Origin of the sequence: Dietzia cercidiphylli, assembly GCF_014145145.1 — a bacterium.
GTDB classification, from domain to species: Bacteria; Actinomycetota; Actinomycetes; order Mycobacteriales; family Mycobacteriaceae; genus Dietzia; species Dietzia natronolimnaea.
Window position 1 is genome coordinate 1 of record NZ_JAALEA010000397.1, and the last position, 18,461, is coordinate 18,461.

Consider the following 18,461-nt stretch of genomic DNA (forward strand, 5'->3'; position numbering starts at 1 on the left):
GGCCGGGTCGGTGGCCGCGGTGCTCGTGGCGGACGCGGTGGCCGCGGCGGACGCGGTGGCCGCGGCACCAGGGGTGTCGCTCGGGTCGGAGCTGCTCGCAGAGTCGGTCTGGTGGGCCACCCAAGCGATTCTACAAGGAAGTTGCGCAATCTACTTGCGAGACCGAGACCGAGACCAAGACCGAGACCGAAACCCAGGCCAAGGCCGCGACCGAGCCCGAGGCCCAGGCCGCCACCGAGCCACGCGTCGTCGACTGCGTCATACCCGGCGCACCCCAACGAGAAGAGCGTTCCGAGCACCTGCTTCTCGGCGGATGTGTTCGGAACGCTCTTCCCGATGAAGGGGGGCGCAGGCCAGCGCGACCCGGCAGGACGCGCGTAGCCGCGGGGGTCGTCGACTCAGTACGTCCCGCAGTTGACCGGGGCCGGCAGGCCGTCGATCCGGTCGGCCAGGTACTGCACCGTCCCTCCGAGGCCGGAGAGCATCGGCACCGCGTGATTGATGACCAGCCCGGTGGCCACCGGCGGGGTGTGGTCGATCACCATCTCGACGGCCGCACCCTGCGCGCACCAGTCGCGGCCGAGTCGCTGTGACTGGTGACCGGGCACCACGTCGTCGTTCACGGGGGACAGGATCCGCACCGGCGTGGTGGGCGACAGGCGGCCGATGCGTTGGCGCTCCAGGTAGTCCATGATGGCCGGATCCTGCCTGGCGATCTCCCCGGCGGACTGGCCGGACCGCGTGAAGTTGTTGGTGCGCTGCTGGAAGAACTGGATGGCGGTCTCGCCGATGCACTGGTCGGAGGTGGCGGCGAGCATCGCCCGGCCGTGGTCGTTGAGGTAGGCGTCGAGGAGCGGGTCCATCTCCGGGTAGGCGTCGACCAGACTGTTGAGCGAGTACCCGATCACGCCGGCGATCGCCGACCCGTCTGCCCTCTCGAGAGTGGCCAGGAGGTCGGCGGGCGGCGATCCGGCGGCGGTGCCGACGAGGTTCACCTCGGCCGCGTACCGCGGATGCAGTTCGGCGGCTGCGGCCACAGCGCCGCCGCCCTGCGAGTACCCGGAGAACACGGTGCGCGGCGAGGGTCCGATGTCCGCACCAGGGATCCGCGGCGCGGCACGGGCGATGTCCAACACGGCACGGGCCGAGGACTCGCGGTGGACGTACGGGTGGATGCCGGGCGTGCCCAGCCCCTCGTAGTCGGTCATCGCGACCGCGTAGCCGCGGGCCAGCAACGCGTAGGCCTGGATGAGTTCGTAGCCGAAGCCCACGCCGGGCGGGTCCGTGCGGACGGTGGCCAGGTTCTGGAAGGTCTTCGACGGCGCGCAGTGGTCGGCCTGACCCTGGGTGCCCGGTGCGAGCACTGCGAGCGGCCGCGTCCCCGGGCCGGTCCACGGCGCGCGGGGCTGGAGGTACGTCCCCGTCACGGCGATTGGCTGGTTTCTCGACCCCGCGGAGGTGTACATGATGCGCTGGGCATCGGTCGAGATCGGGCCCGCGCCGTCCGAGACGAACTCCGCCCCGGGGATCGGTGGGATGGCGCCGGCGAGTGGGAACGACTCGGTCTTGACGAGTGCTCCCGCGCCTGCGGGCAGCTGGGCGGGCGGTTGATAGAACGCGGGAGCAGGGTCGTTGGACGAGCCCTGGGCTGCGGCGACCGGGGCGAGCGCGGCCCCGCCCCCGATGGTGGTCGCCAGAGCGGTGGCGAGTGCGGCAGCGCGCAGCGCGGTTCGACGAAGTAACACGGTCCCCCCGGACTTAATGTGTCGTGAATCACTGATGAGCGGAGTCTAAGTCGCCGCCCTCTCGCGTGGGTCGGGCACCCTCCCGGAGCTACCGTCGTAGCCATGACCGAGCACCCGCCCGCCACGCCCGACACCACTGACCATGAGCCCGGATGGGCGGAGGTCGACGCATTCCTCGACGAGGCGATGGGGCTCGAGGACCAGGTGTTGCGGGATGTGCGTGAGGCCACCGCGGCGGCGGACCTGCCCCCGATCGAGGTCTCCGCCGCGCAGGCGCGGTTCCTCGCGCTGCTCTGCCGGATGATCGGCGCGCGCCGCGTCCTGGAGTTCGGGACTCTCGGCGGGTACAGCGCGGCCAGCGTCGCCCGCGCCCTGGGGGACGACGGCGAGGTGGTCACTTTGGAGATCGACCCGCGGCATGCCGAGGTGGCGCGCGCAAACTTCAGACGGGCCGGGGTGGCCGATCGCGTGGAGGTACTCGTGGGCCCGGCCTCGGAGTCGGCGCGGGCGCTGATCGACACGGGTACCGAGCCGTTCGACATGGTGTCCATCGACGCCGACAAGCCCGGCAATCCGGGCTACGTCGAGCTCGCGTTGCAGTTGACCCGCCCGGGCAGCGTGATCGTAGTGGACAACGTCGTGCGCCACGGCGCGGTCGCGGACGCGGGCTCCGACGATCCCGGGGTGCTCGGCAGCCGCGAGGTGCTGACGCTGCTCGGCGGTCATCCGCGACTGGACGCGACCGCCCTGCAGACGGTGGGCGCCAAGGGCTGGGATGGCTTCGCGGTGGCTCGCGTCCGCTGAAGTCGGCGTTGCGGGCCGCAGGTCAGCCGGTGCGCAACCGGCCCGCCGCCTTGTGTCGTTCCAGCTCGGTCATGCCGCCCCAGACGCCGTAGAGCTCCCGCTCCTCGATGGCGTACCGACGGCACTGGTCGAGCACCGGGCACTGCCGGCAGAGCTGCTTGGCGAGTTCCTCGTTCTTCCGCCTCGTGCCCTTGAGGTCGTGGTCGTCGTTGTAGAACAGGTCCTGGTGGCCGACGCAGTTGCCGCGGTCAGCCCATGCCCATCGATCGTCCACTGCGGTCGAGGCGGCCTCAGCCAAATGATCATCCCACTTCCCGGGTCGGCGACGAGTCGAAAGACCGTGCGCGGAACAACGTCCCATCATCCGTTGTATGAAAGCGGGCGGACTACACCCCCAGGGGTGTGATCGCCGTATCGGGGCATCCGAGGGTTCGTTGCTAAGGTCTGTCCATGCCGGTCAGGGTGACTGTGATCAACGACTACCTCGTCGTCGTAGCCGGGGTGAACGCCATACTCTCGGAGTACGCCGACCGCATCGAGGTCGTGGAGAAGCGCACGGTCTCCAAGGGGGCGGCTCCGGTGGACGTGGCCCTGTACGACACGTTCGCCGCACCGGTGGGGAAGCACGCCCGCCTGGCTGCGCTATGTCAGGACCCGTCGATCGCTGCGGTCGCGGTCTACTCCTTCGCCGCTGACCGTGCTGCTGTCGAGGACGGTCTGGCGTTGGGGGCGAACGGTTTCCTCTCCAAGTCCCTGTCCGCTCCGGATCTGGTCCGGGGGATTGAGGAGATCGCGGCGGGTCGCATCGTGACGATGGTGGGGCCGGGGTTGTCCGCCACGGGGGCCAACGACTGGCCCGCCAAGGAGGCCGGCCTCTCCGCCCGCGAAGCCGAGATGGTGGGCCTGATCGTGCAGGGTATGTCGAATCATGACATCGCCGACCGGTGCTACCTGTCGGCGAACACGGTCAAGACCTACATCCGTGCTGCCTACCGGAAAATGGGTGTGACCACGCGTGCCCAGGCGGTGGCCTGGGGTATCGAACACGGCCTGAAGCCCGACCGCCAGGCCTGAGCCGCGGGCGTCCCGGGGTTCGGGGCGTCGCGCGCCTTGAAATAGGTACCCTAGGGGGGTACCGTATCTCGCATGGCCGAGCACGGATACACCCCGAACAAGGACGACCACCTCAAGCGGCTGCGCCGCATCGAGGGTCAGGCCCGCGGTCTGCAGAAGATGGTCGAGGAGGACAAGTACTGCATCGACATCCTCACGCAGGTCTCCGCCATGACCCGGGCGCTGCAGTCGCTCTCGCTCAACCTGCTCGAGGAGCACCTGGGCCACTGCGTGGCCGGCGCGATCGAGCACGGTGGCCCGGAGGCGCAGGCCAAGCTCACCGAGGCCAATGCGGCCATCGCGCGCCTGGTCAAGTCGTAGTCCGCTCCACCGAGCCGCCCTCCACCCGTCTGCAACCATCAGAGGAGAACCCCATGTCCGACACCGCCACCTTCACCGTCTCCGGAATGACCTGCGGCCACTGCGTCGCCTCCGTGAAGGAGGAGGTCTCGGAGATCCCCGGCGTCACCGATGTGGAGGTCGACCTGGAGTCGGGCCGCCTCGTCGTCGTCGCCCCCGATCCCGTCGACCCCGCCCTCGTCCGCGCCGCCGTGGACGAGGCCGGGTACACACTCGACGCCGCGGAATGAGGTGGCCACGATGAGCCGCACCGACACCAGCACTGCCGGCAGCCTCACCGGTGAGCCGGCGACGACTTTCGTCGACCTCCAGATCGAGGGAATGACCTGCGCCTCGTGCGCCAACCGGATCGAGCGCAAGCTCAACAAGCTCGACGGCGTCACCGCCGAGGTCAACTACGCCACCGAGAAGGCGCGCGTGGAGTACGCCCCCGGCGTGGAGTCGCAGCTCCTGCTGGACACCGTCGAACAGGCCGGGTACTCGGCGCGGTGGCCACAGCCCCGCGCGTCCCGCCGCGGCACGCCTGCCGCCCCGGGCGAGGGCCACGCAGACGGGGCCGCCGCCGCGACGGGACATGCCGGCAACGCCACCGACGACTCCGCGGCCCCTGACCGGGTGGAGAGCCTGCGCCACCGCGTGATCGTCTCCGCGCTGCTGTCGATACCCGTGATCGCGATGGCCATGATCCCGGCGTTGCAGTTCACCAACTGGCAGTGGCTCTCGTTGACCCTCGCCGCTCCGGTCGTCGTGTGGGGCGGGTGGCCGTTCCACCGCGCGGCGGCGATCAACATCCGGCACGGCTCGTTCACCATGGACACCCTCGTGTCGATCGGCACGTCCGCCGCCCTGCTGTGGTCGCTGTACGCCCTGTTCTTCGGCCACGCCGGGATGCCGGGCATGACCCACGGGTTCGAGTTCTCCCTCTCGCCCAGTGACGGAGCGGGGGACATCTACCTCGAGGCCGCCGCCGGGGTCACCACCTTCGTGCTGCTGGGTCGCTACATCGAGGCCCGGTCCAAGCGCACGGCCGGGGCGGCGCTCCGATCGCTGCTCGAGCTCGGCGCCAAGGACGTCGCGGTGCTGCGCGACGGCGTCGAGACGCGGATCCCCGTGGAGAACCTGCAGGTCGGTGACGAGTTCATCGTGCGCCCCGGCGAGAAGATCGCGACCGACGGCCGGATCGTCGACGGCGCCTCCGCCGTCGACACCGCCATGGTCACCGGTGAATCCGTGCCAGCCGAGGTCTCCACCGGCGACGCCGTGGTCGGCGGCACGGTCAACACCAGCGGGCGGCTGATCGTCCGGGCCACCCGCGTGGGATCGGACACCCAGCTCGCGCAGATGGCGCGGATGGTCGAGGACGCACAGTCCGGGAAGGCCGCCGCGCAACGCCTGGCCGACCGCATCTCCGGGGTCTTCGTCCCCGCCGTCCTGGTCTTGGCGGCCGCGACGTTCGCCTTCTGGCTGCTCACCGGATCCGGCACCTCCATGGCGTTCACGGCCGCGGTCGCGGTGCTCATCATCGCCTGCCCCTGTGCGCTCGGTCTGGCCACGCCCATGGCCCTCATGGTGGGGACCGGCCGCGGTGCGCAGCTGGGCATCCTCATCAAGGGCCCCGAGGTCCTGGAGTCCACCCGCCGCGTCGACACGATCGTGCTCGACAAGACCGGCACCGTGACCACCGGAACGCCCGCGCTGGTCTCGGTGACCGCCGCGGACGGCGAGGACGAGACGCAGGTGCTGCGCCACGCCGGTGCGGTGGAGGACGCCTCCGAGCACCCCATCGCCCGGGCCGTCGCCGCCGGCGCCCGAGAGCGGGTCGGTGACCTACCGGCCGTAGCGGGCTTCCGCAACACCGAGGGGCTGGGGGTGTCGGGACGGGTCGGAGCCGACCCGACTGACTACACCCGTGACGACGACGAGGTGGTCGTGGTGGGCCGTCCGGCTCTCCTCGCCGAGCAGGAGATGCCGCTGCCGGCCGAGCTCGAGCGGGCGGTCGACGAGGCCTCCGGCCGCGGCCACACCGCGGTGGCGGTGGGCTGGGGTGGCCGTGCCCGCGGGGTGCTGGTGGTGGCCGACCAGATCAAGGACTCCTCCGCCGAGGCGGTCGGGAGGTTCCGCGGCCTGGGTCTCACCCCCATCCTGCTCACCGGCGACAACGCGAGGGTGGCCGCGTCGGTGGCGCAGCAGGTGGGCATCGACCCCGGCCCAGACACCGCGATCTCCGAGACGGTCATCGCTGAGGTGCTGCCAGCGGAGAAGGTGGACGTGATCCGCAGGCTGCAGGCGCAGGGCCGGGTGGTGGCCATGGTCGGCGACGGCGTCAACGACGCGGCCGCCCTCGCCACCGCCGATCTGGGCCTGGCGATAGGGACGGGCACCGACGCGGCGATCGAGGCCTCCGACCTCACCCTGGTCCGCGGGGACCTGCGCGCCGCGGCCGATGCGATCCGGCTGTCCCGCAGCACCCTGCGGACCATCAAGGGCAACCTGTTCTGGGCGTTCGCCTACAACGTGGCCGCGCTGCCCCTGGCGGCGGCCGGGTTGCTCAACCCGATGATCGCGGGCGCGGCGATGGCGTTCTCCTCGGTGTTCGTGGTGGCCAACAGCCTGCGGCTGCGGAGGTTCCGCGCGGCGGTCTGACCCCCGCCGCCCCAGCCGCAGGTCCCGCTACGCCGCTGCGCGGTCCGCTACCCGACTCGGGCAGCGGACCGCGCAGCGGAGATCGGGGGTTCGGGCTGGTCAGTGCTCGCTGCGGCCCTGCATTGCGGAGCTGCCGAGGTCGCTGCCCTGCAACGCGGTCCCGGTCGCTGCCGCCTCGGCCCAGGCGTCGGTGGTGGCCACCGCCGCCAGGTTGGAGTTGAGGACAGCCATGAGCGTCGTGTGCACCTGTTCGGCGGAGGCCGAACCCGCCTCGTTGGAGATATGGATGGCACCCGTGGCGTCGGAGAGCACCTCGACGGCGAAGCCCAGAGGCTCGGCACCCACCGCGCTGCCGATGATGCAGTTGTTAGTCATGAATCCCACGAGCGTGACGGTGTCGATGGAATTCTCGCGGAGCCAGTCGGCCATTCCGGTGCCGTCGAAGATGCTGGCGTAGTTCTTGCTGAACCGGGCCGGGTCGGCGGGGAGGGCCGCCTCCAGCTCCGGGTGGAGTTCCCACCCGGCGCTGCCGCCCGCGAAGACCGGCGCGCCGTCGGGGAGCTCGTGCTGGACCACGGCCACGGGGATGCCGGCCTCACCCGCGACGTCGACCACACGCAGGATCCGGGCGAGCGAGGCGTCGCGGGGCGGGTACTGGATCTCGAGGGGGCCGGTGAAGTACTCGTTCTGGATGTCGACCAGGACGAGGGCGCGGCGGGATTCGGTCATCGGGAGCCTCCGAGGGGGTGTGACGGGATGGCGCCGGCAGCCGCCGACGCCGCGCACCAGTCTTCGCCGCCTGGGCGAGGTACCGTGAGTGGCATATGCGCAGACATTCGATGGATCCGGGCCAGAGTTGAAGATCGCCGTCCACGTGTTCGACGGGATCACGATGTTCCACCTCGCAGCCCCTCTGCTCGTCTTCGGTGAGGTCACCAGGCTTGAGCTCGCGAGCGGGTGGGAGGTGCGTACCTGGAGCGCGGACGGGAGCGGGATCCGGACCGCGGAGGGGGTGTACCTCGACGATCTCAGCGGGCCCGCAATCGCTGCGGAGGCCGATCTCGTGGTGTTCCCCTCGTGGCCCGTCGATCTGCGCGAACCGGATCCGGGCCTGCTCGATGTGATCCGCGCCGCGCGACGCCGCAGCTCCGCGGTCGCGGGACTGTGCCTCGGGGCGTTCCCCGTTGTGGCGGCCGGCGTGCTCGACAGCCGAACCGCGGTCACCCACTGGGAGGTGGCGGACGAGCTCGCCCGCCGGCACCCCGGCGTGGAGGTTCGCTCGGCGGACCTCTACATCGACCACGGCGATGTGCTCACCTCCGCCGGGACGGCGTCGTCGCTGGACGCCTGCCTCCACATCGTGCGGACGCGGCTGGGCTCGGCCGCCGCCTCGGTACTCGCGCGACACATCGTGGTGGCGCCGCACCGGGACGGGGATCAGGCGCAGTATATCCAGCAGCCGATCCCGGAACCAGGTGGAGACGACCGGGTGGCACAGGCCATCGAGTGGGTTCTGGAGAACCTGGACCGCAGGCTCTCCGTGGACGACCTGGCGGACAGGGCGTGCATGAGCCGGCGGAACTTCGTCCGGTCGTTCCAGAGGGCCACCGGGACGACTCCGGCCCGCTGGGTGCTGTCCCGCCGCCTGGACCGCGCGCGGGTACTCCTCGAGCGGTCCTCGGACCCGATCGGTGAGATCGCGCAGGAATGCGGTTTCGGTAGTGCGGTCACCTTTCGCCAGAACTTCGTGCGGGCCTATTCAACCACCCCCACGTCATATCGGAATCGCTTCGCGGACTCCGGCTCGGATCGGGCGGAGACACGGTTGCATCCGCGTTGAGCCTGGGTACGGTGGCGGCCACGACGCCGATATTCACGACGCCGACTAGGAGGTCCACCGGATGACCGCACAGAACCGACCTGGACAGACCGTTCCCGACCAGACAGTTCACGCCCAGACCGTGCCCACTCTCCGCCGAGCCCGCAGGGGCAGCGCCTTCGTCGCACTCACCGCAGCCGCGGTGCTGGCCGCCTCGTGCGGAACGGGGGAGGACTCTCCCGCCGCCGAGGGGACCACCACCCCCCAGGACACCGCCACCACCGCTGACGCGGGAGCCGGGGGCGGGGAGCAGGGCGACCGGGCCTTCGCCACCGCGGAGCTCACAGACCCCGAGGCCGGACCGCTGGGCACGGTGGAGTTCGTCGAGTCCGAGGGCGGCACCCTGGTCACCGTCGAGGCCAGCGGACTCGAGCCCGGATTCCACGGACTGCACATCCACACGACCGGGCTGTGTGAGCCGGACAGCGCCAATCCCAACGACCCCGATGAGAGGGGCGCGTTCCTCTCGGCCGGCGGGCATCTGGCCGGGCCGGACGGCGGGGCCGGGCATCCCGAGCACGCGGGCGACCTGCCGCCGCTGTACGTCGCCGGCGACGGGACCGCCCGCCTCACCACCCTGACAGACCGGCTGGACCGGGAGCTCCTGCTGGACGACGACGGTTCGGCCGTGATGATCCACGAGGACCCGGACAACCTCGCCCACATCCCGGAGCGCTACGCACCGGACGGGCCGGACGAGGACACGCTGATGGCCGGCGACGGAGGCAGCAGGATCGCCTGCGGGGTGGTCGTCGGCTGACCCCCTCCGACACGTGACCGGACAACTGTCCGGTCACGTGTCTGATAACCCCCCGATCAGGCGGCCTGCTCTGGTAGCGTCCGCCGCGAACAGGCGCGCGTCACCACGCGCCGCCTCAGGTCGGGAGGGGACACATGGCCATCCGGGTCGCACAGATCGCCACGGGGAACGCCGGGGCGATCGCCCTGCGCCACCTCATCGAGGACCCGCGCTTCGAGCTCGTCGGCGTCTGGGTGCACTCCGCGGACAAGGCGGGCAGGGACGCGGGTGAGCTCGCCGGTCTCGGGGTGGACACGGGTGTCACCGCCACCACGAGTGCGGCCGACATCGTGGCCGCGGCGCCCGACTGCGTGGTCTACTGCGCGATGAGCGACACCCGGCCGGTGGAGGCCGCGCGCGACATCCGCGAGTACCTCGCCGCCGGGATCAACGTGGCGGGCACCGCGCCCACTCCGCTCATCAACCCCGCCGCGGGCGTCCCCGACAGCGCGCGCGCCAAGCTCGAGGCCGCGGCCCTGGAGGGCGGTGCCACCCTCTTCGTCACCGGCGTGGACCCGGGGTTCACCAACGACCTCCTGCCGCTCGCGATCACCGGCACCTGCCGCGAGGTACGCCAGGTCCGCTGCACCGAGTTCTCCGACTACGCCACCTACGATTCCACCGAGTCGATGGTCGACGTCATGGGTTTCGGCACCCCGCTCGACCAGACCCCGCTGCTGTTCCTGCCCGGGGTGTTGACGGCGGGGTGGGGGGCGTCGATCCACCTGCTCGCCGCCGGGTTGGGCGTGGAGGTGGACGAGATCACCGAACACGTCGAGCGCGAACCCGCCCCGGAGACCTACGAGGTCGCGGCCTGCACCATCGCCGAGGGCACCCAGGCGGGGTTCCGCTTCCAGATCACCGGCATGGTGGCGGGCGAGCCCGTCATCGTGGTCGAACACGTCACCCGGACCCGGGACGACCTGCGGCCGGACTGGCCGTACGCGGTCCAGGAGGGGCACTCGTACCGCGTCGAGGTGATCGGCGAGCCGTCGTACGTCCTCGACCTGGCCGCGCAGAGCGCGGACGGCGACCACAACTACTCGGCGATCCTCGCCGGGGTCGGCAGGGTGGTCAACGCCGTACCCGCCGTCGTGGCCGCGGCGCCGGGGTTGACCACGACGCTGGATCTGCCGCTCACCGGCGCGCCGGGCATCGTCGGTACGCGCTGACGCGTCGACCGACGTCGTCACCACAGCTGTTCACGAGTAGAGGGAGTCGTCATGGGTCGGGTCGAGGGCAAGGTCGCCATCATCACGGGTGCCGCGCGGGGGATGGGCGAGGCCGACGCGCGCCGGCTCGTCGCGGAGGGCGCGAAGGTCGTGCTCACCGACGTGTTGGACGATCAGGGCGAGGCCGTGGCGGCCGAGCAGGGGGAGGGCGCGCGCTACCGCCATCTCGACGTGTCCGATGCGGAGCAGTGGAAGGCCGTCGTCGAGGAGACGGTCGCCGACTGGGGCGGGGTCGATGTGTTGGTCAACAACGCGGGGATCGCCAACGGGGCCGAGCTGCACAGGTTCCGGCATGACAAGTGGCAGCAGATCCTGGACGTGAACCTCACGGGGACCTTTTACGGATGTCAGGCCGTCACCGAGACGATGATCGCCGCCGGTGGTGGGTCGATCATCAACGTCTCGTCGATCGAGGGAATGCGCGGTACGCCGTGGGCTCACGGGTACGTGGCCGCCAAGTGGGCCGTCCGTGGGCTCACCAAATCGGTCGCGCTCGAGCTCGCCCCGCACGGCATCCGCTGCAACTCGCTGCACCCGGGCCTCGTGCGCACCCCGATCACCGAGGGGATCCCGGACGATATGATCCCGATCCCCCTCGGCCGGCTGGGCACCGTCGAGGACGTAGCCAACTTCGTGCTGTTCCTGGCCTCCGACGAGTCTTCCTACGCCACCGCCACGGAGTTCGTGGTGGACGGCGGGACCATCAACGGGATCCCGCACAAGCAGCTGTAGGGCGTGACCGCGGCGGCCTACTTCTCCCGCGGCGCTCGGCCCATCAGGTAGAACTCCGGGTTCGGCCGCATGTCGGTGGCGTTGGCCACCCGGTTGCTCAGCCCGAACAGGCCGGTGATCGTCGCGATGTCCCACGCGTCCTCGTCGTCCAGGCCGTGCGCGTGCAGCGCGGCGAAGTCGGCGTCGACGAGCTCGTCGGACCGCAGGTTCACCTTGGTGGCGAAGTCGCAGATGGCGCGTTCCCGTGGGGTCAGCTCGGCCTTGTGATGGCTCACGGCCAACTGGTCGGAGAGGTACGGGTCCTTCTTGACGATCCGGAGGATCGCACCGTGCGCCACCACGCAGAACTGGCAGTTGTTCTGCGCGGAGATGGTCACGATGATCATCTCCTTGTCCGCCTTGGACATGTTCGAGCCCTCGCGGTCCATCACCGCGTCGTGGTAGGCGAAGAAGGCCCGCCACTCCGCCGGGCGGCGCCCGAACATCAGGAACACCTCGGGGACGAACCCGGCCTTCTCCTGCTCCGTCAGAATGCGCTCCCGCAGGTCGTCGGGGAGATCGGCGAGCTCGGCGAGGGGGAATCGGTCGGACATGTGCGGCTCCGGGGGAGTGGGGCGCCCGGGTGGGGCGCCGGGCTGAGGGGCGGGGAACTGAGCAGTGGAGGGGCTCAGGGCTGGAGGGGCTGGAGGTCTGCCCAGAGGCTATGCCGCGTCGCCCGCCGCCGGATCAGGATCGCGCCGCGGACCCCCACGTGTGTACCCGCTCGATCTCCAGCCAGACGTCGACGCGGGCGCGATCGCGGACCGGGTACGGCTGGTCCGTGTAGTGCCGGGACAGCGCGTCGATGCCGGCCAGGTCCGGGTCCTCGGCGATCTCGGTGATCCGGCCCTGGATGCTCACGTGCGAGTACCAGTCGTCCGCGTCCAGCACGGACAGTGCCACCCGCGGGTCGCGCCGCAGGTGCTGGAGTCGGACCCGGCCGGCGTCGAGGTTGAGGTGGATGCGGTCGGCGACCAACCGGTACCAGGTGGGCACGGTCACCGGGGAGCCGTCCTTGCGCAGCGTGGCCATGACGCACGGATTCGGCCGGGCGAGCAGGCGGCGCAGGTCGTCGGTCAGCGGGGAGCCGGACGGGTGTGCTTCGGACGGGTGTGATTCGGGCTGGTGCGATTCGGACTGGTGTGAGTCAGACACGGCGCGCGGTCCTCTCGTCGGTGGCGGGTACTCCGGTCCAGTGTGCGCGTCGTCCGCGCCGAGGGGTGGCGCTATACCCCCGAGGGTTTTACGGTGGAGTGTGTACCTGTTCCCCACGGAAACGGACACACACCATGCTCTTCGAACGCATCTATGACTACGACCTCGCCCACGCCAGCTACTTCATCGGCTGCCAGAGCAGCAGCGAGGCGATCGTCGTGGACCCCAGCCGCGACCTCCGGCCCTACGTCGAGATGGCCGACCAGCACGGCATGACCATCGTCACGGTCACCGAGACCCACATCCACGCCGACTACCTGTCCGGCACCCGCGAGCTGGCCGCCGCCACCGGTGCCACCACGTACCTCTCCGACGAGGGCGGCGAGGACTGGCGCTACGGTTTCGAGGGCGAGCGGCTCCGCGACGGCGACACCATCGAGCTCGGCAACGTCCGCCTCGAGGCCGTGCACACCCCCGGCCACACGCCCGAGCACCTGATGTTCCTCATCACCGACGGCGCGTTCGCCGACGAGCCCGGTTACGCGCTGACCGGCGATTTCGTGTTCTGTGGCGACCTCGGGCGTCCGGACCTGCTCGACGAGACCGCCGGCGGCAGCGATTCGGGCGGCGAGGACACCCGCTACGAGAGCGCCACGCAGCTCTTCGCCAGCCTCCGCGAGCGCTTCCTCACCCTTCCCGATCACGTCCAGGTGTTCCCGGCCCACGGCGCCGGCTCGGCCTGCGGCAAGTCGCTGGGGGCGCTGCCGTCCAGCTCGGTGGGATACGAGCGGAAGTTCGCGTGGTGGCCGAAGTACGTGGAGAACGACGACGAGGAGGGCTTCATCTCCGAACTCCTCGACGGCCAGCCCGACGCGCCGGCGTACTTCGGGCGGATGAAGCGCGAGAACCGGGACGGCCCCTCCGTGCTCGGCCATCCGTTGCCGGAGCTGCAGGAGTTGCCAGCGGAGGAGGTCGCCTCCGGCATCGAGTCCGGCGACCTCGTCGTCGTCGACCCTCGCCCCGCCGACGACGTCCACGACGGCACCGTCGACCGCGCCATCAACCTCCCCGCCGGCCAGGCGGGCACCTACGCCGGCTGGGCGATCGATCCGGAGAAGGACGCCCGCGGCCTGGTCTTCCTCGCAGAGGACGCCGAGGCGGCGGACGAGCTGCGGCGTCACGTCATCCGGGTCGGCGTCGACTCCACACGCGGGTACGTCACCTCCACCGACGGCCTGCCCACATTCCGCCCCGAGACCGTCACGCCGGAGGACCTGGAGTCCTACGAGCACGCGATGGTGCTCGACGTCCGCGCCACGTCCGAGTACGACGAGGGCCACGTCCCGGACGCCACCCAGCTGCACGGTGGCCAGGTGATGTGGGAACGCGACGAACTGCCCGACTCGGGAAGGATCGTCACCTACTGCCAGTCGGGTGCCCGTAGCTCGGTCGTGGCCAGCGCGCTGCGCAGCGTCGGGTACGACGTCACCGAGCTCGAGGGCAGCTACTCCGCCTGGGAGGACGCCGGGATGCCCACGGAGTGAGTGCTGCGGGTGTCCGCAGCCTGCGCGGCTGCGGTCACAGCTGCTCAGGCTTCTCGGCCAGTAACCTCAGGCAATTCTGGAGTTATTGATCGCGCTGCGTCCTGCGTTTGCGTTTTTCCGGCACCGCTAATCGGGGAATCGCCCGAAGCATATATTGGTCGAACTGAGGAACTGTATACGCCGCGTAACCATGCTCAGGAGTGTAAAGAAGTCCCATTGAAATTAGTTCGGCTCTAGTTGGCGCTTGGTTCTGTGAGGTCCGACCCATTCGCTCGGCCACGTCATTCGCCTTCTGAGGATGCGGTCCGAGGTCTGCCATAGCCCGCAAGTAGGCCCGTTGCAGTTCTGTACATCGATCGAGCCGTACCTGAAAAAAGGACTGGTCGAGTTTTGCGGTGTATCCGACGATTGCGTCATCGATATCCTGACGAGTGATTACGCCCCCATCGGCTATGGTCCAAACGGCGTAGCCGAGCTCTTGGATGAAGTACGGGTACCCTTCGGTAATCTCGAAGGCGTGCTCTAGTGCGTCGTCGTTGAAGAGGACGCCCTCGCTCCGAGCTGGCTCCGATAAGGCGGCAGCTGCATCCGTCTTGGAGAGGTTTCCGATTCGGGGAAACTTGAAAAGTCGTTCGGCGTATGACTTGGCATCTCCGGCTAGTTCGGCTATCTGTGGCAATCCTGCGCCAACCATTGTGATCGGCAATTTGTACTGAACGGTCTTATGGAGAGCGGTAATCATCGCGCCCAATTGCTCTTTGTCGAGAAATTGGACTTCGTCCAAGAGGATGACTACTCCAGTCTCTTTTTCCCGTGCGGCTGTACCCACGGCGACGAACAGGTCCACGAGATCTTGGGTCAAGTTGCCGTTATCGGCAACTCCTTCCGCCGGGGCGATATCTAGTCCGAACGTAACGAGCCCTTCTGGGCTCGCAGTGAGCGAAAACGACTTCGCGACAGATGCGGCATGCTTCGCGCGTTCACTCCACCGGGCCTTGGGGGACAGTTGCAGGAGGGCACTGTAGAAGCGCGAACCAAGGTCACGTCGAAACGCGGAGGTGTCGTTCTTCTCGGCTTCCATGTCCATGACCGTCCACTTGTTCTCCCGTGCCTTCTGGAGAAACTGCTGTAGTAGGACGGTCTTGCCGACTCCTCGGAGCCCAGTGACAATCATTGACTGTTCTGTGCGGCCGCGCTCCAGTCTGGCGAGTAGTACATCAAAAGACTCGAGCTGATCTTCGCGGCCGACAACCACTTCTGGTTCGGCGCCCGCGTTGGGGGTATACGGATTAGTTCTTGGGTCCATGGGGGCAGTTTAGTCGGTTTAGCGCGCTTTAGGTGGATGCCCATAAAGCGCGCTAAACCGCCTAAACCTCGGAAGTGAGGTCGGCCGTCGCGTTGACGCGCTGGCTGCGCTCCCGCGGGCCCACGGCCTCGCCCGCGGGCAGGAACCGGCCCGCCGCGAAATCCCGGCCGTAGCCCTGCGCGAACTCCCCGTCGGACCACACCACCCGGCCGCCGATGATCGTGGCGGCCACCGCGGCGTCGTTGCGGTTGACCATCCGGCGGATTCCACCGAACTCGGGCATGGTCTCCTCGTGGTAATCGAGGGAGGTGCCGTCCAGCCCGGACGGGTCGATCACCACAACGTCTGCGCGCCGGCCGACCTCCAGGCGACCGGCGTCGAGGCGATAGAAGTCGGCGAGTTCGCCGGTGAGTTTGAACACGGCCTCCTCGGTGGTGAGGAACGGCGTGCCGCCCAGCCGGGCCTGGTGCACGCGCTCGAGCAGGCGCACGCCGAAGTTGTAGAAAGCCATGTTGCGCAGGTGCGCCCCGCGTCGGAGAAGCCGATGGTGATGCCCGGGGTCCGCGCCAACCGGTTGGCGACCTTCTCCCGCGCGTTGGCGATGGTGGTGGTCCACCGCAGGTCGGCGCCGTGCTCCACGACGAGGTCGAGGTAGGCGTCCGCCGGGTGGAGCTTCCGGGCGCGGGCGACGTCGCCGACGGTCTGGCCGACCAGCGCCTCGTCGGGGCAGGCCACGATGAGCGCGTCGTCGAAGTCGCGGTGCCACACCCGCGGGCTGAAGCGCTTCTCGAAGTCGCGGCGGAACCAGCGCCGGTAGCTCTCCTGCTCGAGCAGGTCGGTGCGGGCCATCTCGTCGACGAGGTGCAGTGCCTCGCGTCCGGAGCCGAACTCCTCGAAGACCACCAGGTCGATCCCGTCGGCCCACACCTTGAAGGTGGTGGGCAGGTGCTGCCACACGAACCTGCCCCTTCCGAGGGTGTTGGCCACCCATGCCAGTGGACGGAAGATGCGGTTGACCCACGGCTCGGCGAGGGTGTCCGCGGCGGCGAGGAGTGAGACCCGCAGCGGCTTGCGGAAGAGTCCCGTGCTGGTGGCCACGTAGAAGGCCACGTCGACCTTGGTGTTGAGGTTCGGTACGCCCTGCAGGACCCGGTCGCGCCGGCGGAGGATCCGGCTGAGGCGCCGGAACTCCTTCCACGAGGCGTGTGTGGAGGGCAGGGTCCGCGAGCGGTAGCGGTCGCCGTCCATCTTGTCCCACGGGTTGGTCATGGTGGAGACCCCGAGGAAACCCTGGTCGAGGGCCTCGTCCACCCGCCGTTCGATCTCGCGCAACTCCTCCCGACCGGGGGAGTGCTCCGGATCGGTCGCCCGGCCCAGGCCCATCACGGAGGCGCGGACGTCGGAGTGGCCGAGGAAGCTCGCCACGTTGGGCCCCAGCGGCAGGGCCTCGACCGCGCGCCGCCATGCCGCCGGGTCGGACCAGGACTTCGTGCGCTCGAGTGCCTCGAGGACGGCGTCCCGGGGCAGGGCCTCGACTCGGCTGAACAGGTCGGCCACGTCGACGGTGTCCGAGTAGACCCCGGACAGGGAGCAGTTGCCCACGAGCACGGTGGTCACCCCGTGCCGCACCGACTCGCCGAGCCCGGGGGAGACCAGCAGTTCGACGTCGTAGTGGGTGTGGGTGTCGACGAATCCGGGCATCACCCATCTGCCGCCGGCCTCGATGACGCGGGTGCGGGGCGAGATCGGGAGCGGGGTGGGGCTCACCGCCGCGACGACGCCGGATCGGATCCCGACGTCGGACCGGACGCCCGGCGCGCCGGTTCCGTCGTAGACGGTCCCGCCGCGGATCACGGTGTCGAAGTCGGCGCCGCCCGGGCTGGCGTGATCAGTGGTGTCCACGAGGCACTCCCCAGTCTGTGATGTGAAACACATACTCCACCAGGCTACCCGGACACTGGTCCAAGTCCAGACCTCGTGGCGATTTCTCCTGCGCCGCACGGCCGCCGTCCGCCGGTGAGCCCGTCTCCTTGCGTGGTCACATCCGCTCACGTTCCGCGAGGTGACCTTCCGGTTCAGGCGCGATTCGCGACCACTCGCCGGAGGGCGCCGTGAGGCACCGGCGGGAGGGCGCCGCAGGGCTCGCCGAGGGCGCCGTGGGGCACCCGCGGGAGGGCGCCGCCTCGAGGTGTCGGCCGGTCGCCACGCGAGTGGGACGCCCGCGGGCCGGGAGTAGCGTTGTCGCGCATGACCACACGCACGGAGCGCCTCGACGGCCTGCCGTTCACCCGCAAGCACCGCAGGCTGTTGCTCGGATCCGGGGTCGGCTGGGCGCTGGACGCCATGGACGTCGGCCTCATCTCCTTCGTCATGGCCGCGCTGGCAGTGCACTGGGCGCTCACCCCCACCGAGCTGTCCTGGATCGGCTCCATCGGGTTCGTCGGAATGGCGATCGGCGCCGCGCTGGGGGGTCTGCTCGCCGACAGGATCGGTCGCCGCCAGGTCTTCGCCGCGACGCTGCTGGTCTACGGGCTGGCCACGGGCGCGGCGGCACTGTCGACCGGCATCGCCGTGCTCATCGTCCTGCGCTTCATCGTGGGACTGGGGCTGGGTGCCGAATTGCCGGTGGCGTCGACGCTGGTCAGCGAGTTCGCGCCCCGCCGGATCCGCGGCCGGGTGGTGGTGATCCTCGAGGGGTTCTGGGCCGTCGGCTGGATCATGGCGGCGCTCATCGGGTACTTCGTGGTCCCGACCGGTGACGACGGGTGGCGCTGGGCGCTGGCCATCGGGCTGGTCCCCGCCGCCTACGCGCTGGTGATCCGGTTCGGGCTACCCGAGTCGGTGCGGTTCCTGGAGTCGAAGGGTCGGGTCGACGAGGCCGAGCGGATCGTCCGCGAGTACGAGGCCTCGGCCGGGGTCGAACCGCCCGCCGCCGAGACCACCGGGACCACGCCGCTGCCGGACCGGGCGGCGCCTGATCGGGTCGCCCCGGTCGGAGAGTCCCCCCGCGAGGAGGCCGCCCGCGAGTCGATCTGGTCGCCGCGGCTGCGCAGACGGACCGGCGCGTTGTGGATCGTGTGGTTCGGGATCAACTTCTCCTACTACGGCGC

The 18,461-nt window shown here is 69.8% G+C and carries 17 protein-coding genes and 1 pseudogene; 11 read left to right on the top strand and 7 right to left on the bottom strand.

The window, feature by feature from the left end; genetic code table 11:
- Positions 1-398: 398 nt before the first annotated feature.
- On the bottom strand, positions 399-1,745 hold the full coding sequence (locus G6028_RS13780) for a lipase family protein (RefSeq protein WP_259847920.1): 1,347 nt from the start codon (positions 1,743-1,745) through the stop codon (positions 399-401).
- Positions 1,746-1,847: 102 nt separating this feature from the next.
- Between G6028_RS13780 and G6028_RS13785 the strand changes: the two genes are divergently transcribed.
- The gene (locus G6028_RS13785; RefSeq protein WP_182609598.1) at positions 1,848-2,549 is read left to right on the top strand and encodes an O-methyltransferase; all 702 of its coding nucleotides are present in this window, start codon (positions 1,848-1,850) and stop codon (positions 2,547-2,549) included.
- A gap of 22 nt (positions 2,550-2,571) precedes the next feature.
- On the opposite strand, the gene G6028_RS13790 is transcribed toward G6028_RS13785, so the two are convergent.
- The gene (locus tag G6028_RS13790) at positions 2,572-2,823 is read right to left on the bottom strand and encodes a WhiB family transcriptional regulator (RefSeq protein ID WP_338404230.1); all 252 of its coding nucleotides are present in this window, start codon (positions 2,821-2,823) and stop codon (positions 2,572-2,574) included.
- Positions 2,824-2,999: 176 nt separating this feature from the next.
- On the opposite strand from G6028_RS13790, the gene G6028_RS13795 reads away from it, so the two are divergent.
- The 4 genes from G6028_RS13795 to G6028_RS13810 all read left to right on the top strand — a co-directional run bounded on the left by G6028_RS13795 (position 3,000) and on the right by G6028_RS13810 (position 6,665).
- Positions 3,000-3,623 carry a response regulator transcription factor gene (locus G6028_RS13795; protein ID WP_182659212.1) on the top strand — a complete coding sequence of 208 codons (624 nt, stop codon included), beginning with the start codon at positions 3,000-3,002 and terminating at the stop codon, positions 3,621-3,623.
- 72 nt (positions 3,624-3,695) lie between these two features.
- Complete coding sequence (locus tag G6028_RS13800) at positions 3,696-3,983, top strand: metal-sensitive transcriptional regulator (RefSeq protein ID WP_182659213.1); 288 nt, start codon at positions 3,696-3,698, stop codon at positions 3,981-3,983.
- A gap of 53 nt (positions 3,984-4,036) precedes the next feature.
- Positions 4,037-4,252, top strand: coding sequence for a heavy-metal-associated domain-containing protein (locus tag G6028_RS13805; RefSeq protein WP_182639948.1), 216 nt, complete (start codon positions 4,037-4,039; stop codon positions 4,250-4,252).
- Between the two features lie 10 nt (positions 4,253-4,262).
- Positions 4,263-6,665: a heavy metal translocating P-type ATPase gene (locus tag G6028_RS13810; RefSeq protein ID WP_182659214.1), complete on the top strand. Its 2,403-nt coding sequence runs from the start codon at positions 4,263-4,265 to the stop codon at positions 6,663-6,665.
- A 99-nt stretch (positions 6,666-6,764) separates the two neighbouring features.
- Here G6028_RS13810 and G6028_RS13815 read toward each other — a convergent pair whose 3' ends face one another.
- Positions 6,765-7,394 (bottom strand): cysteine hydrolase family protein, encoded by a 630-nt coding sequence (locus G6028_RS13815; protein ID WP_182659215.1) that lies wholly within the window; start codon positions 7,392-7,394, stop codon positions 6,765-6,767.
- A gap of 127 nt (positions 7,395-7,521) precedes the next feature.
- Here G6028_RS13815 and G6028_RS13820 point away from each other — a divergent pair, with 127 nt between their 5' ends.
- The 4 genes from G6028_RS13820 (at position 7,522) to G6028_RS13835 (ending at position 11,307) form a co-directional block, all read left to right on the top strand.
- On the top strand, positions 7,522-8,505 hold the full coding sequence (locus tag G6028_RS13820; RefSeq protein ID WP_182659216.1) for a GlxA family transcriptional regulator: 984 nt from the start codon (positions 7,522-7,524) through the stop codon (positions 8,503-8,505).
- A 61-nt stretch (positions 8,506-8,566) separates the two neighbouring features.
- A complete protein-coding gene (locus tag G6028_RS13825) occupies positions 8,567-9,304 on the top strand; it encodes a superoxide dismutase family protein (RefSeq protein ID WP_182639945.1) in 738 nt (245 codons plus the stop codon).
- 134 nt (positions 9,305-9,438) lie between these two features.
- Positions 9,439-10,515 (top strand): NAD(P)H-dependent amine dehydrogenase family protein, encoded by a 1,077-nt coding sequence (locus tag G6028_RS13830; RefSeq protein ID WP_179523749.1) that lies wholly within the window; start codon positions 9,439-9,441, stop codon positions 10,513-10,515.
- Positions 10,516-10,566: 51 nt separating this feature from the next.
- Complete coding sequence (locus G6028_RS13835; protein ID WP_182616805.1) at positions 10,567-11,307, top strand: glucose 1-dehydrogenase; 741 nt, start codon at positions 10,567-10,569, stop codon at positions 11,305-11,307.
- A gap of 17 nt (positions 11,308-11,324) precedes the next feature.
- On the opposite strand, the gene G6028_RS13840 is transcribed toward G6028_RS13835, so the two are convergent.
- On the bottom strand, positions 11,325-11,900 hold the full coding sequence (locus G6028_RS13840; protein WP_095718754.1) for a peroxidase-related enzyme: 576 nt from the start codon (positions 11,898-11,900) through the stop codon (positions 11,325-11,327).
- A 133-nt stretch (positions 11,901-12,033) separates the two neighbouring features.
- On the bottom strand, positions 12,034-12,426 hold the full coding sequence (locus tag G6028_RS13845) for a PPOX class F420-dependent oxidoreductase (RefSeq protein WP_179526039.1): 393 nt from the start codon (positions 12,424-12,426) through the stop codon (positions 12,034-12,036).
- 209 nt (positions 12,427-12,635) lie between these two features.
- Here G6028_RS13845 and G6028_RS13850 point away from each other — a divergent pair, with 209 nt between their 5' ends.
- The gene (locus G6028_RS13850; RefSeq protein ID WP_182641168.1) at positions 12,636-14,045 is read left to right on the top strand and encodes an MBL fold metallo-hydrolase; all 1,410 of its coding nucleotides are present in this window, start codon (positions 12,636-12,638) and stop codon (positions 14,043-14,045) included.
- An 82-nt stretch (positions 14,046-14,127) separates the two neighbouring features.
- Here G6028_RS13850 and G6028_RS13855 read toward each other — a convergent pair whose 3' ends face one another.
- Both G6028_RS13855 and G6028_RS13860 read right to left on the bottom strand, forming a co-directional pair.
- A complete protein-coding gene (locus tag G6028_RS13855) occupies positions 14,128-15,351 on the bottom strand; it encodes an ATP-binding protein (RefSeq protein ID WP_182659217.1) in 1,224 nt (407 codons plus the stop codon).
- A gap of 61 nt (positions 15,352-15,412) precedes the next feature.
- Positions 15,413-17,286 (bottom strand): annotated as a pseudogene (locus tag G6028_RS13860) (N-acyl-D-amino-acid deacylase family protein).
- A 312-nt stretch (positions 17,287-17,598) separates the two neighbouring features.
- Here G6028_RS13860 and G6028_RS13865 point away from each other — a divergent pair.
- The coding region (locus tag G6028_RS13865) for an MFS transporter (protein ID WP_182659218.1) at positions 17,599-18,461 on the top strand (863 nt) is incomplete at its 3' end.